22 protein-coding genes and 1 pseudogene are annotated in these 23,325 nt (G+C 38.6%); 12 read left to right on the top strand and 11 right to left on the bottom strand.

The annotated features are described in order from the left end of the window. Both PSV17_RS09565 and PSV17_RS09560 read left to right on the top strand, forming a co-directional pair. A pseudogene (locus PSV17_RS09565) lies at positions 1 to 189 on the top strand (alpha/beta hydrolase); the annotation flags it as partial. 74 nt (positions 190 to 263) lie between these two features. Continuing rightward, complete coding sequence (locus PSV17_RS09560) at positions 264 to 1,679, top strand: DHA2 family efflux MFS transporter permease subunit (RefSeq protein WP_300481959.1); 1,416 nt, start codon at positions 264 to 266, stop codon at positions 1,677 to 1,679. 102 nt (positions 1,680 to 1,781) lie between these two features. Here the strand turns inward: PSV17_RS09560 and PSV17_RS09555 are convergent, their stop codons facing one another. Further along, positions 1,782 to 3,110 carry a cyclopropane-fatty-acyl-phospholipid synthase family protein gene (locus PSV17_RS09555; RefSeq protein ID WP_300481957.1) on the bottom strand — a complete coding sequence of 443 codons (1,329 nt, stop codon included), beginning with the start codon at positions 3,108 to 3,110 and terminating at the stop codon, positions 1,782 to 1,784. A gap of 247 nt (positions 3,111 to 3,357) precedes the next feature. Between PSV17_RS09555 and PSV17_RS09550 the strand changes: the two genes are divergently transcribed. The 3 genes from PSV17_RS09550 to PSV17_RS09540 all read left to right on the top strand — a co-directional run bounded on the left by PSV17_RS09550 (position 3,358) and on the right by PSV17_RS09540 (position 5,620). Further along, a complete protein-coding gene (locus tag PSV17_RS09550; protein WP_300481956.1) occupies positions 3,358 to 4,452 on the top strand; it encodes a DNA topoisomerase IB in 1,095 nt (364 codons plus the stop codon). 217 nt (positions 4,453 to 4,669) lie between these two features. Further along, complete coding sequence (locus PSV17_RS09545; RefSeq protein ID WP_300481955.1) at positions 4,670 to 4,975, top strand: DUF5666 domain-containing protein; 306 nt, start codon at positions 4,670 to 4,672, stop codon at positions 4,973 to 4,975. A gap of 114 nt (positions 4,976 to 5,089) precedes the next feature. Next, entirely contained in the window at positions 5,090 to 5,620 is a 531-nt protein-coding gene (locus PSV17_RS09540; RefSeq protein WP_300481954.1) for a hypothetical protein, read from the top strand. A 72-nt stretch (positions 5,621 to 5,692) separates the two neighbouring features. Here the strand turns inward: PSV17_RS09540 and PSV17_RS09535 are convergent, their stop codons facing one another. Both PSV17_RS09535 and PSV17_RS09530 read right to left on the bottom strand, forming a co-directional pair. Then, positions 5,693 to 5,947, bottom strand: a complete 255-nt coding sequence (locus tag PSV17_RS09535) for a DUF2789 domain-containing protein (protein ID WP_300481953.1) — start codon at positions 5,945 to 5,947, stop codon at positions 5,693 to 5,695. A gap of 10 nt (positions 5,948 to 5,957) precedes the next feature. Continuing rightward, positions 5,958 to 6,194, bottom strand: a complete 237-nt coding sequence (locus PSV17_RS09530; RefSeq protein ID WP_300481951.1) for a DUF2171 domain-containing protein — start codon at positions 6,192 to 6,194, stop codon at positions 5,958 to 5,960. A 378-nt stretch (positions 6,195 to 6,572) separates the two neighbouring features. On the opposite strand from PSV17_RS09530, the gene PSV17_RS09525 reads away from it, so the two are divergent. Continuing rightward, positions 6,573 to 6,887 carry a hypothetical protein gene (locus tag PSV17_RS09525; RefSeq protein ID WP_300481949.1) on the top strand — a complete coding sequence of 105 codons (315 nt, stop codon included), beginning with the start codon at positions 6,573 to 6,575 and terminating at the stop codon, positions 6,885 to 6,887. Between the two features lie 99 nt (positions 6,888 to 6,986). Here PSV17_RS09525 and PSV17_RS09520 read toward each other — a convergent pair whose 3' ends face one another. Together PSV17_RS09520 and PSV17_RS09515 are read right to left on the bottom strand one after the other, a co-directional pair. Then, entirely contained in the window at positions 6,987 to 7,214 is a 228-nt protein-coding gene (locus PSV17_RS09520) for a hypothetical protein (protein ID WP_300481948.1), read from the bottom strand. 90 nt (positions 7,215 to 7,304) lie between these two features. Next, the gene (locus PSV17_RS09515; RefSeq protein WP_300481947.1) at positions 7,305 to 8,546 is read right to left on the bottom strand and encodes an outer membrane protein transport protein; all 1,242 of its coding nucleotides are present in this window, start codon (positions 8,544 to 8,546) and stop codon (positions 7,305 to 7,307) included. Positions 8,547 to 8,775: 229 nt separating this feature from the next. On the opposite strand from PSV17_RS09515, the gene PSV17_RS09510 reads away from it, so the two are divergent. Beyond that, positions 8,776 to 9,675, top strand: coding sequence for a crotonase/enoyl-CoA hydratase family protein (locus tag PSV17_RS09510; RefSeq protein WP_300481946.1), 900 nt, complete (start codon positions 8,776 to 8,778; stop codon positions 9,673 to 9,675). A gap of 5 nt (positions 9,676 to 9,680) precedes the next feature. On the opposite strand, the gene PSV17_RS09505 is transcribed toward PSV17_RS09510, so the two are convergent. The 6 genes from PSV17_RS09505 to pip all read right to left on the bottom strand — a co-directional run bounded on the left by PSV17_RS09505 (position 9,681) and on the right by pip (position 17,605). Then, complete coding sequence (locus tag PSV17_RS09505; RefSeq protein ID WP_300481945.1) at positions 9,681 to 11,900, bottom strand: ATP-binding protein; 2,220 nt, start codon at positions 11,898 to 11,900, stop codon at positions 9,681 to 9,683. A gap of 4 nt (positions 11,901 to 11,904) precedes the next feature. After that, complete coding sequence (locus PSV17_RS09500; RefSeq protein ID WP_300481944.1) at positions 11,905 to 12,351, bottom strand: response regulator; 447 nt, start codon at positions 12,349 to 12,351, stop codon at positions 11,905 to 11,907. Between the two features lie 12 nt (positions 12,352 to 12,363). After that, positions 12,364 to 13,440 (bottom strand): HD domain-containing phosphohydrolase, encoded by a 1,077-nt coding sequence (locus PSV17_RS09495; RefSeq protein ID WP_300481943.1) that lies wholly within the window; start codon positions 13,438 to 13,440, stop codon positions 12,364 to 12,366. A 276-nt stretch (positions 13,441 to 13,716) separates the two neighbouring features. Then, complete coding sequence (locus PSV17_RS09490) at positions 13,717 to 15,249, bottom strand: tetratricopeptide repeat protein (protein ID WP_300481941.1); 1,533 nt, start codon at positions 15,247 to 15,249, stop codon at positions 13,717 to 13,719. A 52-nt stretch (positions 15,250 to 15,301) separates the two neighbouring features. Beyond that, positions 15,302 to 16,612 carry a YhjD/YihY/BrkB family envelope integrity protein gene (locus PSV17_RS09485; protein WP_300481940.1) on the bottom strand — a complete coding sequence of 437 codons (1,311 nt, stop codon included), beginning with the start codon at positions 16,610 to 16,612 and terminating at the stop codon, positions 15,302 to 15,304. A 15-nt stretch (positions 16,613 to 16,627) separates the two neighbouring features. Further along, a complete protein-coding gene (gene pip / locus PSV17_RS09480) occupies positions 16,628 to 17,605 on the bottom strand; it encodes a prolyl aminopeptidase (protein WP_300481939.1) in 978 nt (325 codons plus the stop codon). A gap of 286 nt (positions 17,606 to 17,891) precedes the next feature. Between pip and PSV17_RS09475 the strand changes: the two genes are divergently transcribed. The 5 genes from PSV17_RS09475 (at position 17,892) to PSV17_RS09455 (ending at position 23,290) form a co-directional block, all read left to right on the top strand. Next, entirely contained in the window at positions 17,892 to 19,769 is a 1,878-nt protein-coding gene (locus PSV17_RS09475) for a PQQ-dependent dehydrogenase, methanol/ethanol family (protein WP_300481938.1), read from the top strand. Between the two features lie 288 nt (positions 19,770 to 20,057). Next, positions 20,058 to 20,981, top strand: a complete 924-nt coding sequence (locus PSV17_RS09470) for a quinoprotein dehydrogenase-associated putative ABC transporter substrate-binding protein (RefSeq protein WP_300481937.1) — start codon at positions 20,058 to 20,060, stop codon at positions 20,979 to 20,981. 133 nt (positions 20,982 to 21,114) lie between these two features. Continuing rightward, positions 21,115 to 21,675 (top strand): c-type cytochrome, encoded by a 561-nt coding sequence (locus tag PSV17_RS09465; protein ID WP_300481936.1) that lies wholly within the window; start codon positions 21,115 to 21,117, stop codon positions 21,673 to 21,675. 238 nt (positions 21,676 to 21,913) lie between these two features. Next, positions 21,914 to 22,471, top strand: a complete 558-nt coding sequence (locus PSV17_RS09460; protein ID WP_300481933.1) for a c-type cytochrome — start codon at positions 21,914 to 21,916, stop codon at positions 22,469 to 22,471. Between the two features lie 234 nt (positions 22,472 to 22,705). Beyond that, complete coding sequence (locus PSV17_RS09455; RefSeq protein ID WP_300481931.1) at positions 22,706 to 23,290, top strand: c-type cytochrome; 585 nt, start codon at positions 22,706 to 22,708, stop codon at positions 23,288 to 23,290. The last annotated feature ends 35 nt before the right edge of the window (positions 23,291 to 23,325 follow it).

Raw genomic sequence — 23,325 nt, 5'->3', positions numbered from 1 at the left:
ACCCTTGAATTAATGCACTCAAACTGCATTTACACAGAATTATTTACAGGCTCAACTGAAGGTTCAATCACGCTGTATAAACATCTTAAAAACGCTCAGTTAGTGCTTTATCCTGACTCAGGTCATGGTTCAATTTTTCAATATCATGATTCGTTTGTTAACACAGCAAACTTTTTCTTAGGTCATTAATATTAAGCTGGCCACTTGCTTGTAGCTTGTGGTCAGTACCAGTAATTATTTTAAATTTGGTATTGAGATAAGCAATGAAATCAACAGCGCAAACGTATGCACCTATAGTTAAAAAAATGCCAACTTCATGGCGCGTATTTGCAATTGCCAGTATTGCTATTTTCATGGCTTCGCTCGACACCACAATTCTTTATGCAGGCTTTGATAATATTCTGCGCAGCTTCCCTTCATCGTCAGCTGCTAACTTATCATGGGCAATGAGTGCCTATTCAATCGTTTATGCAGCCATGCTGATTCCAGCAGGTGGCTTAGCTGATAAATACGGTAGAAAAAAGATATTCATGTTGGGTACGATGCTGTTTATTACAGCCTCATTTGCATGTGGCGCATCGCACAGCGTATTTTGGTTAATTGTCGCTAGAGTATTTCAATCAATAGGCGCATGTTTACTCACTCCCGCGGCATTGGCCTTGGTGCTGGAGGCATTCCCTAGGGAAAAACGTATGGTAGCCATGGGCGCATGGGGTGCAGTGGGCGCTTTAGCTGCAGCATTAGGCCCGGGTATTGGGTCATTTATTATTGATGTTGGCGGCTGGGAGTGGGCATTTTTCATCAATATTCCAATTGGCTTATTTTGTATATGGCAAAGCTTTACTATCCTCCATGAATCAGTACAACCTAGAGAGAAAATGCGATTTGATATTGTCGGGATGCTTCAATTAATCCTTGGCGTTGGTGCCATTGCCTTTGGCATTGTGGAAATGAAGTCGGCAAATTGGAGTCAATTCGAATTGACTAGCATCATAATACTGGGACTTATCTTAATTTTAAGTTATATCCCTTGGGCAAAAATCAATCCTGAGCCATTGTTTGATCTAAGTCTATTTAAAAATAAAACCTTTTTGTTTGCAAATCTAGCTGGCATTTCGTTTGGTATAGCTTTCTCTATTATGTTTTTCTCATTCTTTTTTTGGATGAAAAGCATATGGCATTACAGTCTAACGATGGCAGGCGCGGCCATTATGCCAGGGCCACTAATGGTGGTACCAACCGCAATTTTATCGGGAAAGATTGCCTCCAAAATCGGTCATCGTCCATTGCTTATTGCTGGCTCCATCACTTATGCTTTAAGCGGATTATGGTATTTGTTAATTCCTGATCAAAGCCCTGACTATCTTACCGAGTGGATCCCTGGCATGCTGTTAAGTGGCATTTCAGTTGGTCTAGTTATGCCATCTTTATCCGCTGCTGCAGTCTTTGGCTTACCGGCTAAGGACTATGCTGTAGGTTCTGCAATCAACAATGCAGTGCGCCAGATTGGCGCAGTTATTGGGGTGTCAATTACCGTGCTTTTACTTACAAAGTCGTCATTACAAATAGCAGACTTCAAACCGATCTATTCCATCCATATTGTTTTAGCGTTAATTACCGCGTTATTATGCATTCCTATCAACACGCATCCACATAAGTTATTGGTTAAGGATAAATAGGCTTGAGCCAGCTTAAAATTGTAACGGGCTCGATCCATGGTGGAAGTTTCACTACTTAATATCGAATATATTAAATGGGATAAACTTAATTGCGTGCCAGATTTAGATATATAAATGTTTACGTGTAAGAGGTAACTTAGTTTGTCCATGATGGGTTTTGCTGGATAGTATTTGATATACGCCAATATCACCTGATTCAAATTCTAGCGCACAAGCTGCCATATAAGTTCGCCATATTCTATAGGTAGATTCACTCACATATTCTAGCGCTTGCTCGTGATTTTTCTCTAAATTTGAAACCCAGTGTCTCAATGTAAGTGCGTAATGCATTCGCAAAGATTCTACATCTGCAATTTCAAAGTTAGATTTCTCCATCTGAACTTGTATATTACTAATGGTATCTAGTTGCCCATCAGGGAATACGTACCGATTAATAAATGTTGTGGATAAGTTCTTATTCCAACCTATATCAAAATGCGTAATCCCATGGTTTAAAAAGAGGCCACATGGCTTTAATAGTCGGTTTACCGTGGAGAAGTAGGTCGGAAGATTTTTTAAACCAATATGTTCAAACATACCTACACTTGAAATCTTATCGTAGCTTGCCTCGCCTTGCAAATCTCTGTAATCAATTAACTCAACCGTTACTCTATTTTGCAGGTTTGCTCTTTTAATTCGGTCGGTCGCGTATTCAAATTGCTGTTGGCTTAAGGTGATTCCATGAGATTTCACCCCAAAATTTCTTGCGGCGTGGATAATCAAAGCACCCCAACCACAGCCAATATCCAAAAAACTTTCTTCAGGTTTTAGCATCAATTTTTTGCAAATATGATTTAGCTTATCTATTTGCGCCTGATTCAAATCAACTTTAGACTCTGTAAAATACGCACAAGAATAAATCATATTTCTATCCAGCCAAAGCTTATAAAACTCGTTAGAAACATCGTAATGAAATGAGATGGCGTTTTTGTTTTCAGCTTTGGTATGATGGCGAACCGTTGTGCCCTCTAAATCATCAGCAGCCTCCATAACCATAGTATCCACTGAAGATGTTGAAGCTAAATTTTGTATGCGATTTGCTTGAGTAATAAAATACAATTTGCCCGCGGAAAATAGGGATTGAATTTTTTCAAATAATGAAATTCGTAGAGCATAAAGGTTATCTTTGAGTTTGATTGCAGCAAAAAAATCTCCTTCAACATCTATATCATCTCTAAAGTAAGCTTCAGCAAACCTTAATGGATCGTTACCCAAAACTAAGGCATTCACAACCTTCACATTTTTAAAAACCAGTACGTATGTAGGTTCAAGCCTATCGGAACTATTTCCTAATTTCAAAGAGTCACCATTCCATAAACGGAGCTTAACGCTCCCTTTAAGACTCTTAAATAATCTTTTTAATAGATCTGTCGATTGATTGGTAATATCCATACCGAAGCTCCAAGAACTACCAGACTGGATAAGGGATTATTCACTGATAAATTTCTGGTTTAGAAAAAAACTTATCTAGTCTATAAAATATAACTTTATTAAGTATATGCAGGTCTTGCATAGAAAGGTATAGGTTAAATGCAGAATTATCAGTAAGAATATTCTTACTGATAATTAGGGTTAGTTGTTAAATCTTAATTTCATAGAAACGAGAATAATAGAGTTTTTTTAATGGGTTCGTTAAATCATGATTCACTCAAACTTAATTAAAGATATAGATATACAGCAGCAAATTAAGGTTAATGGGCTGCGCTACTGCACTGATCAATCTCCTGGGATTTCACGAATAAGAAGGAATAAGAAATTCATTTATTTAGATCAACACGGCGAGATCGTTCAAAATGAACTTGTACTTAAAAGAATTAATGCTTTAGTCATTCCTCCCGCGTGGGAAAATGTGTGGATTTCTCCTTGGGAGAATAGCCATTTACAAGCCACAGGAAGAGATGCCAGAAATCGCAAACAATACCGTTATCACACTGTATGGCGAAAACTAAAGGACGAAGTCAAATATGATCGAATGATTAACTTTGGAAAACATTTACCCCTCATTCGACAAAAGTTAAACCAAGCATTAAAGATGCAGGGTTTACCCAGAGAAAAAGTATTAGCCACAGTAGTGTATTTGTTACAGCTGACAATGATACGTGTGGGCAATGATGAATATGCGAAGACAAATCACTCGTACGGAATGACCACTTTAAGAAATAAACATGTGAAAATTGACGGGAGTGAGATTAATTTTCATTTTAAAGGTAAAAGCGGAGTAGAGCACTCAATTACCGTGCAAGATAAGAAACTGGCTAAAATTGTTCAGAGAATTAAAGATTTACCTGGGCAAGAGCTATTCCAATATGTGGATGACTCTGGAGCGCGCCATTCAATAACTTCCACTGACGTTAATCAGTATTTGCATGAAATTACCAATGAAGACTTTACTGCAAAAGATTTTAGAACTTGGTTTGGTACCGTGTTAACCGCTATGAGCTTATATTTTTCTGAGAAATGTGAAAACCCAAATGATGCTAAAAAAGTCATACTTAATGCTATTCAGTTCACCTCTAAAAAACTTGGAAATACCCCAGCTATATGTAGGAAGTGTTACATTCATCCAGTTGTAATCTCCTCATATATTGATGGCGTTTTTTCGAAAACCATAGAAAATGCTATCAAAAAAAATTGCTTAGCTAACGAGAGCCAAGACCTCGAAAGTATTTTGGAAAACGGCCTTTCGCTAGGAGAGTTAGCTTTATTAACTTTTTTAGAAGAGCAAGTAGGATGACTTAACAAAACTAATGGAATTAAGACAGAAAAAGTTAGAAGCAACCTGTGGGAATTAATGAATTAATTTCATCATTTCCTACAAGATAATACGACTTTCTCCTATAGCTCAAATCCCTATGACTTTCTAAACTATTTGTATTCTGCTTCAATTAAGCTTACAACCCATAAACATAATTTTTACGCAGCTAATCTAAACATATAGTTAGGAGAATCTCATGAATACAGTAAAAGTTAATTCCAGTTCTGCACTAAAATCAGCATTTTTACTTGCTGCCAGTTGCTTATTATTAAATAGTCCAGCCCATGCTGATGAGGAATTTTATGGAACAGTGGAAAGTCGTCCCACTCAAAATGCTGGTGTTTGGATTGTGAATGGTCAGCAACTTGAAGTAACAGATAAAACGGAAATAGATCAAGATGACGGTCCTTTGATAGTTGGCTCCTGCGTTGAAGTTGAGCACAAAAAAGGGGTAGTGAAAGAGTTAGAGTCTGTTAAATCTTCTAAATGCGGGAAAAAATAAACAGTTAATTGCTTATGAATGCTTCTAAGAAATTTTTCGCTAAGTGCAAGTCATTTATAAAGGTATTAAGACTTTTGTCTTAATACCTTTATAAGATTAATTAGGATTAATATCATGCAAGAATATATTCACTATGTATCGGGTGTTTTTGAAAGCCGAGAAACTGCAAATAATGCAGCTTTCCGACTTATTCAAAAAGGTTTCAAACAAGAAAATATACAGATTTTTGACAAAGATTCTAATTCACCCATTGAAAACCAAATGTCAGAAAGTGACGCAGTACTTAAAGACATGATTGTGGATGGTGCAATAGGGACAGCTGTAGGTACTGGTATAGCAGGATTAACAGGCGTTGCACTTATTGCTGCTAATGTCACACTTTTTGTTGCAAGCCCGCTACTTGCTCCATTAACGCTACTTGGCTGGGGTGCTAGCCTCGGTGGAACAATTGGTGCAACCATTGGTTCCAAAGTTGAATCTGAGGGCAAAAGTGGCTGGTTTTCAGACTTCATTACAGATGCAATTACTAACAACCAGTTTGTTTTGGTCGTGGCAACAACGAACCAGCAAGAAGTTGAAATAGCAAAAAAAGAAATTGAGATATTTGCTGGCGCTCCATTAGATACTGTTTCTGCACCTGTGTGAATTTGTATTGGAGCTTGAATAGGTAACAAGGTGGAGATGTGCGCTCCACTAAGTTATCGATTCTGAAGGTTATTAATTTAGTATGGTTAGGGAATCAGAGTGGAGACTTACGTTTAATTGATCAACCACCTCCGCCCAGTCGGCATCGTTTAGAATCTCTTCACGTAGAAATGATGCTTGCGCTGATGTCCAAAAAGGAGCATCAGCCAGCAAAATATCAGCAGCAAGCGGTCTATGCATTTCTATAAAGTTCTCAATAGACGTTTGATCAGACGCTAAACCTAGTTGATCGAAAAGACTATTTATCTTATGTGTAGATAAATCCATATGTTTACCTTTAATCCACAACTCCTGTGGACCACTCTTGCATAGCTTGCTCTCCTGGACGATCAATTTTAACTTTACCATTTTCGGTCGAGGTCACCCAGCTTAATGGGATGTAATGATGCTGCCCATTTTCATCTCTTTTAAGTTTAATGGTAGTCGGCCCTTCCATATGGTCAACAACGGCAAATTGACCATCTTGTGAACAGACCACTGGCATGTCAGGTAGTATTTGTTGTTCTGTAAGCATTTAGTTCTCCTTTAATTTTTAACTGCAAAAATTAATATTAAAGAAAATGGTCTGCTGTATCTGTACGGTAAATAACACTTAAATTATTTACATACCTTTGTTATTTAATAGTTGAGATGCTTAGAATAAGCTTACTGGTGAAGCAAAGTGGAAGATGAGCAAGAAATTCGAATTACCCATGAACTTGATTAAGTATTAACAATGATCTTTATTGTCTAACTTATAGTTTTGGCCGTCATGGCCGATTGTTTTCTAATAACCTAATTCAACTCTGTCCTACACAGAAATCCTTACATATCTGACAGTCAAGCTTGATTGATTTGGTTAATATTTATTAGCTGGCTTTTGCTAGGATTATTAACTTGTTTGGAGAATATTATGACTAAATTACTTGCAATAGTATTATTGACGTTAGGGTCGGTTTCAACGGGACAAGTATTAGCTGCTGAAACTACTAACACTGATGTTGTACCACCCGCACACATACAGAAAAATGAAGTACCTGACTCAACTGCTAACGGCAATTACTTAGAGCCACAACCAGATGAAAATGGCGCTACAACTAATACCACTGATAAACAAAAGCGTATACAAATGAATTCTAAGCCTAAAGGCTCAAATGCTACTAATCTAGAAAAAAGTAAACGATTAACAGAAACACCAGAGGATGGCGGTACTAAAGTTAATCCTTAACTTGAATTCATTCACTATTTTAAGTTTATTAAATGGCTGGATTTACTTCAGCCATTTATTTTTCCAGCTTTTGAAATGATCCGCATCGCTTAAGCGCGCTTAATCAAAATCATCTGCATCATGTGAAACTAATGTATTAGTGGACGCTGCCTTTTCAGATTCATAGCCAGCACTTTCTAACTTGACTCGATATTCACATGAAGAAAGATGACCTTCCAGTCTGCCGTTAATGATGGTGGTTTCTTCCTTACAGTGAACACAGCGATAGCGATGCATATGGCCTTCTAAATGTTCTTGAGGGTAATCTATGTAGAATAGTTTTTTCATTGCTGAATCCTCCTTGGTGACTCTAATTCTAGTGATTAATAACCATTAAACTTGTAAAAAAGCATTTTGGTTTTATGCCGCTCCTAGCGATTAGAAATTATGTGTATATTGTGCGCTTAGAATATTAACGCTACCATCATAAGTTCCAATTAAATGACCCTCACCTTTTCCATTTGCAATTCTATTGTCATCAATACTTGCATCACTAATAAACAGGTGAGCGAAACCCACATCAATATTAGAATTTGGCGAGACTTTCCAGTTTGCTCCTAAAGATACCCATTTTCTATCGTTACCTGGAATGCGTGCAGTGCGATACTGGTCGCTGATAGCTTCTTCATCATAAGCTAAACCCGCACGTAGTTTTAACTCGTCACTATAATGGTAATTTGCACCAATAGAGTAGCGCATGGTATTACTCCAATTTTCATTGGTTCCACTAAGGGTAGTTCCATTTGCGCGTATCACATTGAGCTCTTTAAGTTGGTTCCATCGAGTCCATGTTACATCGCCCATTAAATCAAACTTATCATCTATTTTACTAAAAGTACTTACTGAAAAAGTTTCAGGAAGATTCACTTTTGCAGTTATATCAGTATTAAGCATTTGGCTTGGTATTCCATCAAGTGCCTTAAAAGTGGAGCGTGAGGTGCCTTCTAAGTTTTGTTTTACTTTTGAGCGATAGGCGATACTTACACGCGTGTCCATGGTTGCTTGATAAATTGCTCCTAAATTAAAACCGAACCCCCAGTCATCACCTTTAATTTTTACCTGTGGATCTCCAGCAGCGTTAACTGAGCTAGTTAGCTCTGCCTGTGCCCACATCGCGGAAACACCCATGCCAATTGATAATTGGTCATTGGTTTTAAACGCAATAGCAGGGTTAATGTTGACAGTTTTAAGTTCAGACTTAATCGCTTGGAAACGACCAATCCAATCTTTATCATATTCCGTTTTAAGACCAAAAGGTACATTAACTCCTACACCGAATTTTAAAGAGTCAGTTAAATCTATTTTATAATAAAAGTTAGGCACAAATGATAAATCGCCTGCATCCCCTCCGTCACCACCAGCCTTGCCAGTCCCAGATATAGAGCCATTAAACTCAGCACTAGGCTTAATAAGATGAATTGCACCGACTAATTGAGTTCCTTGAATATAGGTCATTCCTGCTGGATTGAAAAATATCGTGCTGGCATCTTCAGCTACCGCACCGCCGCCCGCAAAAGCATTCCCCAAGCCACTGGCGCTTTGTTCAATTAACGCAAACCCAGCTGCTTGCGCCGCCATTGGCATAGAAAAAATCACAAAAGATAGTAATATTTTTTTCATAATTACGGATTTTTTAGAGTTAATTAGAAGCAAAAAATAACACATCAAGATGGTTTTTGATACAGATTTGTTACAAACACGGTAGAAATATTTTGTTGTAACCTCCCACAAATAGAGTGAATGAATATTTAATTAAAAAATCATTCACTTGAGAGAGTAATTTTTTGAGCCTATAGTCGTAGACGTTAGTTTTTTAATTCTCAAATGATAATAATTTAAGGGGTTTAACATGAATACTATTGTAGATTTTAATAAATTTAGCATTGCAAATTTTCAACAAATCGACACGCGCTTTGATAGCGAGTTTGGTGTGATGTGGTCAATTATGAAGCCTGCACCTCGTCCATGTTTTAACAAAACCTGCTTAAGTGATTTATTGCTGCATCACACTAACTTGCAAAATACAAATGGGGTAATATTTTCACAAGGCATTTCAGAGCAAGTGAATTATTTAGTTTTGGCATCGAGCGTAGAGGGAGTATTTAACCTAGGAGGTGATTTGTCAGTATTCCGCTCGTTAATCCAAGCTCAAGATAGAGAGCACTTATTCGAGTACGCAAAACTGTGTGTCGAAAATTTATGGACTTTTTATAACATGCGCGCGCCAATTACTACGATTGCATTAGTGCAGGGGCAAGCAATGGGAGGTGGATTTGAATCAGCATTGTCATCACATGTATTGATTGCTGAAAAAAGCGCTGTGATGGGTCTACCTGAAGTACTTTTCAATTTATTTCCTGGAATGGGTGCGCTTAGCTTTTTATCACGCAAAGTTGGAATGTCTGTGGCTGAAAAAATGGTACGCTCAGGTAAAATTTATACAGGTGAAGAGTTATATCAGATGGGAGTAGTAGATGTATTAGCAGAAGATGGGCAAGGTGAATATGCGCTAACTACTTGGATTAAGAAAAATCATCGTTCGTTAAACTCTTTCCAAGCAATCAACCGTGCCAAGCAACGTGTGAATCCGCTTACTGTCGATGAGCTAAATGACATTACAGAAATATGGGTGGATGCAGCACTTAGATTGGATGAACGTAATTTAAAAGTAATGGATCGTTTGGTTCGCGCGCAAAATAGTAAAGTGAATGCAGACGTTTTACATATTCATGAAAAACAATCTGCTTAAGATAACTATTTAGTGAAAGCTGCCTCTGGACTTTTGAGGTAACCTTCTATGGCAATAGCGAGTAGAGAAAAGTCTTTATTCAAGATATCTAGCATTTCGATTGTACGAGAGGCATGGGTTGATGCATTTAATTTGCCAAAAGCATCAACCGTTGTTGCCAATTGTATTGCGCCTACGCTCAGGCTATTACCTTTGAGTGCATGACAGTAATCTTGTATTGCGCCAAACTGTTTTTGCTTGACTGCTGTTTCAATTTTAGCAATCTGTTTTGTGGAGTCTGCTAAATAATTTCGAAGTAACCTGTGCATAAACAAATCATCGCCCGCACCAATTTTTTCAAGTTCTTTTAGCGTTGCTAAATCTAGTGAAGTGGCATCAGGTTCGGAGATATGTTTGCTGCTCACTGGCCTATTAAGCGCATTATTCATCCATTGCGTTGCTGTGTTTGGTGCCAAGTTTAGAATGCGTTCTATCGTGTTAAATAAGGTGGCTGCATCGATTGGTTTAGTTAAAAAAGCATCGAAGCCAGCATCACTAGCCATTTCTCTAGCAGATAAAGTTGCATCTGCAGTAAATAGTATAAAGCGTGTGTCGCGATCGTTTGGTTGAGTAAATCTATAAAGTTTTAACGCATCAGCACCATTCATACCCGACATATTTAGGTCTGTAATAACAAGGTCAAACTTATTGAGCTCTAAACTATCTAGCATTTCATCACTACTGCTGACAACGTTAACTTGGTGACCAGGTAGGGAAAGTAGGCGGGTAATTATTTTTTGGTTGGTAGTTTCATCTTCACATACTAGAATTTTCAGAGAGTTTGAAAAGCCATTGGTTTGACCTTTGGTAATCGACTCAATAGCGGCTATTGCTGGTTTCTCGACATTCGATTCTGCGAAGATGTTTGTTTGTCGGGGAGAGCTGGTTTGTGCAGATGCCCCTATTTGCTTAGTTTTCTCTAGTGAAAGTACAAACCAAAAGTGACTACCAACACCCTCTGTACTTTGAAAGCAAAGTGCGCCACCCATTTCTTCAACCATATGTTTAGCAATGGTAAGTCCTAATCCACTACCCCCAAATTTACGTGTTGTAGAGGAGTCAGCCTGAGTGAAGCTTTCAAATACCTTATCTTGCTTATCTGCTGGGATACCAATTCCAGTATCAGCAATTTCAAAACGAACCGTTGAATTAGCATCGTCGTCTTGTAATACCGTTGCAGATATTGTGACGCTACCCTCAAGCGTAAACTTAATCGCATTGCCCAGTAAATTAGCTAACACTTGTCGTAACACAAAGGCGTCACCGTTTAACGTGGTGAGTGAATCGGAAACGCTGGCTCCTAATTGGATGCCTTTTGCTTTGGCGTGGGTTTGGAAGATTTCCATGGTTTCATAGATGGCCTCCTTAGGGGAAAACGCAATTTTTTCAACTGTGAATTTACGTTCCTCAATTTTAGTAAAATCTAGAACATTATTTAGTAATGAAAGTAATAATTTAGATGAGCCTTCCAGTGTTTTTAGTAAATCTTGCTGGTCTGCATTCAGTGAAGTGGTTTTAAGTAATGTGCTGATGCCAATTATGCCGTTAAGTGGGGTGCGAATTTCATGGCTCATATTGGCAACGAATTGAGTCTTTGCCATGCTAGCGTCAGCCGCTTTTTGACGCTCGATTTCAACCTTATCTTTTGCTTCATGAAGGCGGGCGATAAGTTTTGCAATATATAAAGGTAGCACTATAAGCATTGTTACTAGGCTGTAACCAATGGTTTTGTGGGTTTCCCAATATGAGCTTAGATTTGTTGCAAATATAAAACCAATAATGCTAAGTGCTTGTGCATGGTAGAGATATTTTTTCCCATATCTAAACCCATTACCGAAAATTACCCATAGATATACAGCCACAAGCATGACGCCAATATCTGCGGTAAGTGACATAAATACTGAAACTGCAACTATATCCAACCATGCCCCCGCTAGTCTTCGGGAAGTTGAATTTAATTTATTATTTAGAATGATTGCAATCAGTAGCAAAGAAAGCGCTGCATATATAAATAAAATTTTAAATGCAACGAAATCTGGTTGTCCCAGCGCTTGGGTAAAATAGCTGTAAGTCGCTAGTACGAATATTATAATTGCCGCTGGAATTCTAATATTTGCCTGTTCAAGCTCTAACGGGTCGCATTGTGCGGCAGAGTTTTTGTACCAATTTTTAAGAAGTGTTAGCATGTTTTTACTTCGATTCCAACAGAGGGCGGCTATAGTGATCCCTGCTTTTTTCTAATAGAGCTTTAGCAATACTGGCAAGTTCTAGTGTTTGTGCTGGCTTGCTCAGACAAGCCGAAGCGCCCGCGGCAATGAGTTCTTGGTGGGTGGTTTGATCTTTAATTGCGGTCACGACCATAGTCGAAGAACATAGCTCATTACAGGCATTTTTGATTGCCTGTATAAACTGCATGCCATCCATTTGATGCATACGAAAGTCGGTAATAATCAAATCCACTTGTTTATTTTGCATCCATTCTAAGGCCTCAACTGGGTCGGTCATTTTTACAATTTTGAGATCCATTTTTAGCGATTTCAAAATTGCCGCATGAATGTCCAATACAGTTGATTGATCATCAATTAGTAAAACTGTTTGCCTAAATTTTCGGGCACTCCTGATGCTGCTAACGCTCATTTATTTCAAAGGTTATAGTAATTCTGTATGGGTTGAATTCGCAGAATAAATTTTTTCAAATTTCGCTCTAGCTTTAATCATGGCTTTCACCAATTTCGGATCAAAGTGTTTACCACTTTCATCACATATATATTGATAGGCTTGCTCAAAACTCCATGCTTTTTTATATGGACGAGTGCTGGTTAACGCGTCGAACACATCTGCAATCGCTACAATTCGGGCAGAAAGTGGAATTTCATCGCCTTTACTGCCATTCGGATAGCCCGAGCCATCATAATGCTCATGATGCGAGAGGGCAATTTCACCACCCATTTGTAAGTACTTAGACGGACTACCTTCCAAAATCTTAAAGCCTACAAGAGGATGTTTACGCATGATTTTAAGCTCCTCCTCATCGAAAGGCCCTTTTTTTAACAGAATAATATCTGGCGTTCCAATTTTACCAATATCATGCAAGGGTGCAGCAAGTTCAATAGTTTCAGCTTCATCTTCATCTAGTCCAATAGCATCTGCTAGGGCTCTACTGTATAAAGACATACGCTGTAAATGCAAAGCGGTATCGTAATCTTTATACTCGCCTGCACGGGCTAACCGCATCAAAGTTTCTTTTTCTCGCGCTTTAATGTCTGCTGTAGCTTCAGTGACTAAATTTTCAAGCAGGATACTTTTATTCTGCAGCGTAATGTGCTGAATATGCATAGTCAGTAAATTTTTACTACGCGCTACACACTCATGCATATCAACAGGTTTATTGATAAAGTCCGTTACCCCAGCTTCTAACGCGGTGTAGCGAATTTCGGTATCTTTTTTAATCGTGATCATCATCACAGGCACAGCATCATAATGTGGAAGCATCTTAAGCAAGCGTATAAACTCGATACCATTCATTTCAGGCATTAGGAAGTCTACAAATACTAGATTTGCTACATGTTCTCGTGCCCACTCCAACGCCTGCTCAGGGCTGCTCTTTTCAGCTACGGTGATTTTGGGATTGATGCTTTTTACTACCTGCGCAAGTATCGCTCGGCTGGTCGATTGATCATCAACAATCAGTACAGAGGAATCGTCAAATGCTTGTAGGTTTATCACTAGTAGTTATCCTGAAGCTAGCTGAAGAGTATTTTTACTTACTCAAAAGCAATATTTAAGCCATTACTATAGAGGGTATGGCTAGGTTATAAAATTAAATAAAGTTATACAAAATAGTTCAAATAAATCAAAGAGTAAGTGTTATAGCAGATGATTGCTTTAAGCTTTTGTGTGATTCTACGATTATATCGTAGACGTCAAGTGTTCAATCTACGGCAGAAAAGTAACTTATATTGACACAATTTGTCTAGTTAATACTGAATATTACTATCAACATTAATAACTAGACTTAATAAAAATATTTCCTTCTGGTTTTAAATCAAAAGCAATACAGATACGCTCTTCATTAGAAGTGAACGGAATCGTGCGGTGAAATAATGATGATGGAAATAATACAATATCGCCAACGCTGGGGCTAGCAATCCCCACTGGGAAATTATTGTGTTTTAGCGGGTAATTATCACCATGCAAGCCATATTCAAAGCAGCCTTCTGTCGGGTCTTTTTTCTCTTTTGGTAAAACTAGGTACACCGCGCCACTTATCCAACCAACTTCATGAATATGTCTTTCTAAATAGCCACCGCTTCTCAGCCTCACATACCAAGAGCTGGTAAATTCCAACTCTTTTGGAAATGACTGAATAAGCTCACAATCTGCACCTGCAAATTGATTTTTGTAATTGAGAAACTCCTGTTTAACAATTTCACCTAGCTTTCTAAAAGAGGCTTCGGGTCGTTTGAATAAATTCCCCGCTGATTGTTTGCCATTAACAATCATGCCTTGGGCACGGACTTCTATTGCGGTGTTGTTAATGTCGTTTAACAGGTCTTTTAGTAGCTGACTATCAGGTTCAGCCAGCTCTGGAATACTGTGTTGGTAAACAAAATCAAAACCATTTTTACAAAAGTTATATTGATCTTCTGTGCCGAAATTTACCGCATGATGTGTGGATAAGGTTTGTAAAAAAGGCGCATTGTGTTTCTCACGGGTTTTAACAATCTGATCTAGCTTGGTTTTAAATGAGTCAAAATGCTCTGCTTTATAAGTGCAGTAAAGCGCACGTTCTTGCCAGTCATCGAGTTTTGAGCGTTCTAAATAATCAACGGCTTCATCAAAACGTCCAGCAAGATATAAAAACTCGCCCATGTTGTAGTTTGCGCCCGCATGATTTTGGTTGAGCGCCAAGGTGTCAAAATAACACTTAATCGCATCTTCCATATTGCCTTGGTCGCGATAACACTCTCCAAGGTAATTGTGCGCATCAGCGTAGTTAGGAAACATTTCAATGGCATGTTTAAAATGATTGATAGCATCGTCCAATTTGCCTTCATCTCTAAGCGCAGTACCAAGATTAAAGTGACCTCTTGGATCTTCGTGGATGCTAAGCGCCTTGCGGTAACTTGCTTCAGCTTCTTCAAGCCTTCCTTGTTTTTGCAGCACCGTACCTAAGTTGGCATATGCCTCAAAAAAACCAGCCTGCAATACAATAGCTTTGCGATAGCTGATTTCAGCGTCTTTAAATTGGTTGAGGTTAGTTAAGGTGATGCCTAAGTTGAAATGTAAATCTGGTGTATTGGGTTGTAAGGCAAGTGCTTTTGAGTAGTTCTCAGCGGCTTCATGGAACTTAGATAAACCATCTTGAGAAATGCCTAATATTTGGTAAAGAATAAAAGTATTAGGGTGGCGAACGACTAATTTTTTAGCGGCGGCTTCTGCTTCTGCAAGTTTGCCAGCATTGAATAAGTTCAATACGGGTTGTATTTCAATTTGACTTGGTTGCTGCGCGAATGATGAAGCTGGCTTTACCATGATGTGAGTTGTATCGCTTGTTATAATTTAGCTTATTCTAGAGCAAAATTAATTAACTTACATCTATGTCACTATGCATTTGTAATCTAGCCGCCATCTCGCGTAAAAATTTCATGGCTACTTTAGGTTCATCTAAAAGTAGCGTTTCGATATTATCCGGATATATGAGAATCACGTCAGCTTGGTTTGAGCTCACTACAGCATCAGCAATGGCTGGCTTATTGGTCAGCATTGCCATTTCACCAAAATATTCACCGGCTGTTATTGTACGAAGCAGGATGCCATTTTTCAGCAATTGAATTTCACCACTCACCAAATAATGCATATTGCGAGATAAATCGCCTAGCTTAAAGATGAGCTCACCTTGCTGATAGCTTCTGCCATATCGTTGCATTAGCTTTTCTAAGTAGTTTGTTTGAGATTTGGATTGAGGCTCCTGTTGATTGTCCGCAAACAATCCTCTTAATATCAGCACATCTTTTTTGCGCAATGTTGCAATAAGCTCCGTACCTAACAAAAATACTGAAATATTAAAATATAGCCAAGTAATTGAGATGAAGAGATTCTTCATGCTGCCAAATACCGAGCCGTATGATTCATTGAGTGATAAGAATAAGGTGAAAGCTGGTCGCATCAATAACCACAGCACTGCTGTGAATAGGGAGCCAATCAAAATATGCTTTAGGATTAGTTTAACGGGGAAAAACGCAAAGTAAAAGATGGCAATCAGCAACGTAGTTACCACTAGTGAAGTGAGTGCGGCAATAATGTCGTATTGAAAGAACTGATGATTTGCGCCTAAAAAAGTAATTACTTTTTCTAGCATGAAGCCCGCAAAAGTAAACAGAAAGAACAGTATTAACATGCCGATGACGGCAATGATGTCTTTTATCTTGCGGCGAATAAAGGAAGGTGCTTCAACTAAAGAAGCGATAGTATAGAAACTTGTGCGCATTGCACTTGCTAATGGCGTAACCGTCCAAAGCAACACAAAAAGCCCTGCGGCACCCCATGCGGCTTTTTGCTGAGCGGTATTGTAAACCTCAACCATAATTGCGCTACTGAATCTTGGTACCAAGTTGCCTGTAATGATGGCCAGCTCGACCACCGCATAATCTGACGTAAAGACTAAATGACTTAGCAAAAAGAATAACAGTAGCACCAGAGGAATCAACGCAAATAGCGCATAAAATGAGAGTGAAGCCGATAAACCTAATACGTTATGCCGACGAAAAGCACCAAACATTTCATGCAAAACAAACAGAGGCGTACTGTATCGCTGCTTATCATAAGCCTCGCGCGGTTTATTGATTGCGCTTTGCAAGGTTGATTGTTGTTTGATATTGGCTTCTTCGCTCTTCAATTGTCTTACTCTGAACTATATATTAAGCGAATTGATATTAAGTGATTTGAATTTTTCAGTTGCTGCTACTAAAGCTGAGGTGATTCCAGTTTCCATTGCCGAATGTCCAGCATCCTCAACCATTTGAAAGCTAGCATGCGGCATCGCTTGGCTAAGTTTCCAAGCAGTTATCGGTGGGCACACCATGTCATAGCGTCCTTGTACGATGTCAGTTGGAATATGCGCTAGCTTATCTCTCACTTCAGCCAGTAAATCGCGCTCACCAACAAAACAGTTGTTTTGTATGTAATGTATTTGCACTCTTGCGCGGGCAAGTTCCACCGCTCCATTAGTTTCGCTACTAGGGTCAGCTTGCCTAGGCAATAAAGTCATAATGCTGCTTTCAAAATTATTCCATTGTATGGCTGCTGGAATACTCAACTTTATGTCATCTGAAAAAATAAGCTTTTCGTACGCCTCAATAGGGTTATGCCTTTCGTTTGCGGGTAAGTAAGTGCATAAAGATTCCCAAGGTTCTGGGAAGAAAGCCTGCACTTGGCCTAAAAACCAGCTAAGCTCAGTCGGACGGCTTAAGAAAATACCACGTAAAATTAGGCCAGTTACTCTGTCTGTATGTGCTAAGGCGTAAGCCAAAGCTAAGGTGCTGCCCCACGAGCCGCCGAATACTAACCATTTATCTATATTTAGCGCTGCACGTATCGCATCAATATCATTCACTAAATCATCTGTAGTGTTATCAACAATCTCCCCTTGTGGAGCGCTTCTACCGCAACCTCGCTGATCTATTAAGATAATGCGATAGTATGCGGGGTCAAAAAAACGACGTTGTGTAGGGCTACATCCACTGCCGGGACCTCCGTGCAGAAAAACGACTGGGCTGCCGTTTGGATTTCCACAAACTTCATAATATATTTCATGAAAATTTCCTGTTTTTAAATAGAATTTCTGAAATTCATTGACTTCAGGATACAAATTGTAAGTTTTATTTTGCATAACAAAAAACATGCTTTCTAATTGATTTTAAATGACTTTTAAGAAATATTAACATTAACTAACCTTAGGCTAAACACTTATTTGAAAAAATATAGAACAAATTGTAAGTAAATTGTAACGAATGTATTGCAATTCGTGTGTGACTGGAATATAGTGCTGTACGCACATGAAAATGTGATGAGAAATAGTATCAATTAGTTGCTAGAAAATTTGAGATAACATCAAAAACTTCAACAAGTAAAAGAGATTATTTATAACCCTTAGTAGTTCAACTTTGGAGATTAATATGCAAATCAACAAGATCAAATTAGCATTAGGTTTGGTTGCAGGTCTTTCAGTGGCAATGCCAATGATCGCATCAGCAGCGGCAGACCAAGAAGCAGCAATGGCAAACTCAAACAACTGGGCTCACCCACGTGGTCAGCACAACAACCAAGCACACAGTGCTTTGGCTCAAGTAAATAAAGGTAACGTAAAAAACCTTAAAGCAGCATGGACATTCGCTACTGGTGTAAACCGTGGTCACGAAGGTTCTCCAGTTGTTGTTGGTAACATGTTGTATTTACATACAGCATTCCCAAACAACGTATACGCTCTTGATTTAAACGACAATCAAAAAATCGTATGGTCATATTTCCCAAAACAAGATCCATCAGTACAAGCTGTACTATGTTGCGATAACGTTTCACGTGGTTTAGGCTACGGCGACGGTAAAATCTATCTACAACAAAATGATGGTAACTTGGTTGCTTTAGATGCTAAAACTGGCGCTAAAGTATGGTCTACATTAATCAATGATCCAAAAGTTGGTGCTACAAACACTAACGCTCCACACGTGATCAAAGACAAAGTATTGACAGGTTGTTCAGGTGCTGAATTTGGTGTTCGTTGCTTTATCGCAGCTTACAACATCAAAGATGGTTCATTAGCATGGAAAGCATACTCAACAGGTCCAGATTCTGAAGTATTGATCGGTGCAGATTTCAATAAAGAAAACCCACAATACAGTGCATTATCAGTTTACCAAGACGTAAACGGTGGTAACAAACAAGGCGGTTCTTTCAACGCATTGCCAAATGACCAAATTAAAATTGGTGAAAAAGATCTTGGTACACGCACATGGTTAAAACCACAAGCAGTTAAAGATGGTTGGCAACATGGTGGTGGCTCTGTATGGGGCTGGTGGCCGTATGATGCACGCACAAACTTGGTTTACTACGGAACAGGTAACCCATCAGTTTGGAACCCAGATGTACGTCCAGGCGACAACAAATGGTCAATGACTGTATTTGCACGTGATTTAGATACAGGCGTTGCTAAATGGGGTATGCAAATGACTCCACATGATGAGTGGGATTATGATGGTATTAACGAAGTAATCTTGTTCGACAAAGGTGGTAAAACATATGCATGGCACCATGACCGTAACGGTTTTGCGTACACATGGAATGCTGCAAACGGTACATTGATCGCTGCTGAAAAAGTACACCCATTCGTAAACTGGGCTTCTAGTGTTGATTTGAAAACAGGCGTGCCTAAAAAACTAGCTTCAGCTTCAACTCACCAAGATTACAATGCTAAAGGCGTTTGCCCAGCTGCATTGGGTACTAAAGATCAACAACCAGCTGCTTACTCACCAAAAACTGGTTTGATTTACTCTCCATTGAACCACGTATGTATGACATACGAGCCAGTTGAGTCTAAATATGTTGCTGGTCAACCATGGGTTGGTGCTACATTGACTATGTTTGCTGGTCCAGACGGTGTTATGGGTGGCTTCGGCGCTTATGATCCAATGACTAACAAAAAAGTTTGGTACAACAAAGAGAAATTCTCTGCTTGGGGTGGTGCTTTAACAACTGCTTCAAACTTGGTATTCTACGGAACTCTTGATCGTTGGTTCAAGGCTGTTGATGCTCAATCAGGTAAAGAACTTTGGAAATTCCAAGTGGGTTCTGGCGTGATTGGTAATGCATTCACTTACGGCTTAAAAGGTAAACAATACGTTGGTACACTATCAGGTATCGGTGGCTGGGCTGGCGTTGCGATGAACCTTGGTATGACTAACCCAACAGATGCTTTAGGCGCTGCTGGTGGTTATGCTGAATTAACAAAATACAACGCTGCTCCTGGCGGCGGTGCATTGACAGTATTCAGCCTATAATTTAATCGTAAGATTAGATTCTAACTAAATACAAGTTAGTTCAAACGTAGTACAAAAACACCCCGACTAGTCGGGGTGTTTTTTTATATGTAAAAACAAATAAACTGAATTAATATCCAATTTTTATTAATTTAAAAGTGCTTATAAAGTAGCAAATTCGTTACAATATTAAGTTGGTTACAATGCTCCATCCATATGGGCTACAAGGATAAGAACTTTTTTATCAGCCAAGCACTCTATGCAATAAGGCAGTAATACACTGCATATTTGAAAATTAAGGAATAAATAATGTTTAAGCATGTTAAGAAGCAATTGGGTTTGACGTTACTGTTAGCCATTACAGCAAACATCAGTTATGCCGCTGATCCTGATATTCCATCACTTAGTCCTGATGAAGGACGCATAGGTGAAGTGAGGCGCGTCGTAGATGAATCAGAATTTAAAGTGTGCGCAGATCCAGAAAATTTGCCTTATGCAGATATAAAAAAACAAGGGTTTGAAGACAAGATTGCAGAATTGTTAGCTAATGATCTAGGTAAAAAGCTAACTTACACCTATGCATATAGTCGCCAAGGCTTTTTCAGAAATACTTTAGGTGCTAACCGTTGCGATGTGGTTATTGGTACAGTTTCAGATGATGACATGATGAGAACATCTAAACCATACTATCGCACCGGCAATGTCTTTGTTTGGCGTAAAGAAAGCAACTTCAATATTACTGATTGGACATCACCTGATCTACATAAAGGCTTTATTGGGGTGGTAGATCACAGCCCAGCTACCATTCCAATGGATGCAAATGGTTTAATTAGTAATGCCAGACCTTATCGTATGCAGCGAGATTTAAATTTACCTGCAGGTTTTATGATTGATGATTTAGCTAAAGGCGATATCGATATAGCGATTGCTTGGGGTCCAATAGGGGGTTATTATGCCAAACAATCAAAAGTACCTATGATGGTTGTGCCAGTACCAGAATATGAAACACAAAATGCTAAAGGTAAAGAATACTGGAATATTTCAGTTGGTGTTCGTAAAAAAGATAAAGATCGTATGGCAATGATTCAAGGTGCTTTAGATAGAAACCAAGATAAAATTATGAAAATTTTAGATGATTATGGAATTCCACATGTGCCAGTAGTAGAAGGTGATAGTTTGATGAATTCATATAAAAAATATGGGGCGAATTCTAAGAAAGTTGAAGCTAAATAATTAAGAATTTCAGTAAGTTTACTAATTGCTTGGTTGATTTTTCAACCAAGCAATTTTTTATATGTTAGATGTACTTTTGTAACAATGTGCTCACGTGCACTAGTAGCAATTTTTATTCAATCAGGGAGATAGCATGTTAGGTTTTAAATCAATTAAAGCTGCTTTATTAATTTCAATGCTTGGTTTTGTTGGCTTAACAGCTACAACACAAGCTAGTGCCGCTTGTAATTTAATTTCAACAAAAGATGGCACGCCGCTTGCGGTTAAGGCTGTAGATACAGACTCACCAGAAGCTAAATCATTTATAGAGACTTGCATTAATCCATACACAAAAGCTTATGCTACAGACCCAAGCTTAATTAAAGCGGGTGGTAAAAAACTATTTGGTTACAATGGATGTTCAGGCTGCCACGGAGGTAAATTAGAAGGTGTAATGGCTCCAGCATTAAATAAGCAAGGTGGACAAGGTGCATATGACACAAAGTGGGTTTATGCAAAAAATTCTACTGATAAAGGTATGTTCGAATCAATCGCTGCAGGTACGCCAGGTATTTCTGGGGGCTTAATGCCGGTTTGGCATATGCAACAGCCAGATCATGTGGGTGATGGATTATCAACAGATGAAATTTTAAAAATCATTGCTTATATTCGCACTGAATACAAAGGTGATGGCGAAAAAGATTGGATGAAATAAGCTATCAAAGCGTAGCTTCATCTTTCATAGGTTTGACGAACTGTAATTAGTTCGGCGGCTATTGTATAATCGCAACCGCTATTTTATGCAATTATGCAGTGGCCACAAAGAATTTCTAACGTACTAATAGAAGTTGAAGTGTCAACCAATTAAATAATATGTACGTTAGATAAAAACACGTTCAGTAATGCGTTTGCAAAAATGATCGTAACAAAATTCATTACAATAAGGAGATAATATGTTAGGTTTTAAATCAGTAAAAGCTGCGTTATTAATTTCAATGCTTGGTTTTGTAGGTTTAACTGCAACAACACAGGCAAGCGCCGCTTGTAATTTAGTTTCAACTAAAGACAATAGCCCACTTACTATTAAGGCAATAGATACTGACACCCCTGAAGCTAAAGAATTTTTAGCAACCTGTGTGAACCAGTACACAAAAAAATACGCAACAGATGCAGATGCCGCTAAAGCGGGTAGAAAAGTAATGACATTTAATGGATGTACAGGCTGTCATGGTGGTAACTTAGGCGGCCTGATGGCGCCTTCATTAGTTAAAAATGGTGGTACTGGCGCATTTGATACTAAGTGGGTTTATGCAAAAAATTCTACTGATAAGGGTATGTTTGAAAGTATCTCTGCTGGTACACCAGGTACTTCAGGTGGATTGATGCCAGTTTGGCACGCCCAACAAGCTGAACATGTTGGTGATGGTTTATCAACGGATGAAATTTTAAAAGCAGTGGCTTATATTCGTACCGTATACAAAGGTGATGGCGAAAAGGATTGGATGAAATAAATTAGCTGAGTTAATAAGTTAGCTGAGTTAAGGTTTAAATAATCTAACTGGTTATAAAAACGTAGTGCTGTAATAAGTCAAACGGCTGCTGTATAATTATAGCAGCCGTTTTTCATGCATCAGCCTTGACGATTAATGAGACAAATGTCGAGGTGCATGTAGGAATTTGTAAAACTTATAAATGCTAGAATCATTTTTCAGTATTCTAACTAACGTTAATTCAGGAGATTTTAAATGGGTAAAAGTACGTTAAGCTTAGCCGTATTAGTAGTGTTGGCAGCATTAGGTGGTTGTGGTGATAAAACAGAGAACCCTAGCGGGACTAGTACAACTGCAAGTTCTTCTGAAACTTGTAAATTAGTTTCAACAAAAGATAACAGCCCATTGGCGATTAAAGTAGTTGATACCGATACTCCAGAAGCTAAAGAGTTTTTGGCAACTTGCGTAAACCCATATACTAAAAAATACGCTACTGATGCTGAAGCAGCTAAAGCTGGCAGAAAAGTAATGACTTATAACGGTTGTACAGGCTGTCACGGTGGTAATTTAGGCGGACTTATGGCGCCTTCTTTAGTTAAAAATGGTGGTACTGGTGCATTTGATACTAAGTGGGTTTATGAAAAAAATGCTACAGATAAAGGCATGTTTGAAACAATCGCTGGCGGTACACCAGGTCTATCTGGCGGCACAATGTTTGTATGGCATAATCAATTGCCAGGCAAAACGGGTGAAGGTTTACCAACCGACGATATTCTAAAATCAATTGCTTATATTCGTACTGTTTATCAAGGTGATGGTGAGAAAACATGGTTAAAATAAGTTAAGTCTGTTAAGTCGAGTAAATCCAAAACTTA

This window comes from Methylotenera sp., assembly GCF_029946165.1.
Classification (GTDB): Bacteria; Pseudomonadota; Gammaproteobacteria; order Burkholderiales; family Methylophilaceae; genus Methylotenera.
This window is presented reverse-complemented; position numbering and strand designations above follow the sequence as displayed.

Bases quoted from the DNA above. Each gene is read 5' to 3' on its own strand.
- PSV17_RS09560 (WP_300481959.1), top strand. From the start codon at position 264: ATGAAATCAACAGCGCAAACGTATGCACCTATAGTTAAAAAAATGCCA.
- PSV17_RS09555 (WP_300481957.1), bottom strand. From the start codon at position 3,110: ATGGATATTACCAATCAATCGACAGATCTATTAAAAAGATTATTTAAG.
- PSV17_RS09550 (WP_300481956.1), top strand. From the start codon at position 3,358: ATGATTCACTCAAACTTAATTAAAGATATAGATATACAGCAGCAAATT.
- PSV17_RS09545 (WP_300481955.1), top strand. From the start codon at position 4,670: ATGAATACAGTAAAAGTTAATTCCAGTTCTGCACTAAAATCAGCATTT.
- PSV17_RS09540 (WP_300481954.1), top strand. From the start codon at position 5,090: ATGCAAGAATATATTCACTATGTATCGGGTGTTTTTGAAAGCCGAGAA.
- PSV17_RS09535 (WP_300481953.1), bottom strand. From the start codon at position 5,947: ATGGATTTATCTACACATAAGATAAATAGTCTTTTCGATCAACTAGGT.
- PSV17_RS09530 (WP_300481951.1), bottom strand. From the start codon at position 6,194: ATGCTTACAGAACAACAAATACTACCTGACATGCCAGTGGTCTGTTCA.
- PSV17_RS09525 (WP_300481949.1), top strand. From the start codon at position 6,573: ATGACTAAATTACTTGCAATAGTATTATTGACGTTAGGGTCGGTTTCA.
- PSV17_RS09520 (WP_300481948.1), bottom strand. From the start codon at position 7,214: ATGAAAAAACTATTCTACATAGATTACCCTCAAGAACATTTAGAAGGC.
- PSV17_RS09515 (WP_300481947.1), bottom strand. From the start codon at position 8,546: ATGAAAAAAATATTACTATCTTTTGTGATTTTTTCTATGCCAATGGCG.
- PSV17_RS09510 (WP_300481946.1), top strand. From the start codon at position 8,776: ATGAATACTATTGTAGATTTTAATAAATTTAGCATTGCAAATTTTCAA.
- PSV17_RS09505 (WP_300481945.1), bottom strand. From the start codon at position 11,900: ATGCTAACACTTCTTAAAAATTGGTACAAAAACTCTGCCGCACAATGC.
- PSV17_RS09500 (WP_300481944.1), bottom strand. From the start codon at position 12,351: ATGAGCGTTAGCAGCATCAGGAGTGCCCGAAAATTTAGGCAAACAGTT.
- PSV17_RS09490 (WP_300481941.1), bottom strand. From the start codon at position 15,249: ATGGTAAAGCCAGCTTCATCATTCGCGCAGCAACCAAGTCAAATTGAA.
- pip (WP_300481939.1), bottom strand. From the start codon at position 17,605: ATGCAAAATAAAACTTACAATTTGTATCCTGAAGTCAATGAATTTCAG.
- PSV17_RS09475 (WP_300481938.1), top strand. From the start codon at position 17,892: ATGCAAATCAACAAGATCAAATTAGCATTAGGTTTGGTTGCAGGTCTT.
- PSV17_RS09470 (WP_300481937.1), top strand. From the start codon at position 20,058: ATGTTTAAGCATGTTAAGAAGCAATTGGGTTTGACGTTACTGTTAGCC.
- PSV17_RS09465 (WP_300481936.1), top strand. From the start codon at position 21,115: ATGTTAGGTTTTAAATCAATTAAAGCTGCTTTATTAATTTCAATGCTT.
- PSV17_RS09460 (WP_300481933.1), top strand. From the start codon at position 21,914: ATGTTAGGTTTTAAATCAGTAAAAGCTGCGTTATTAATTTCAATGCTT.
- PSV17_RS09455 (WP_300481931.1), top strand. From the start codon at position 22,706: ATGGGTAAAAGTACGTTAAGCTTAGCCGTATTAGTAGTGTTGGCAGCA.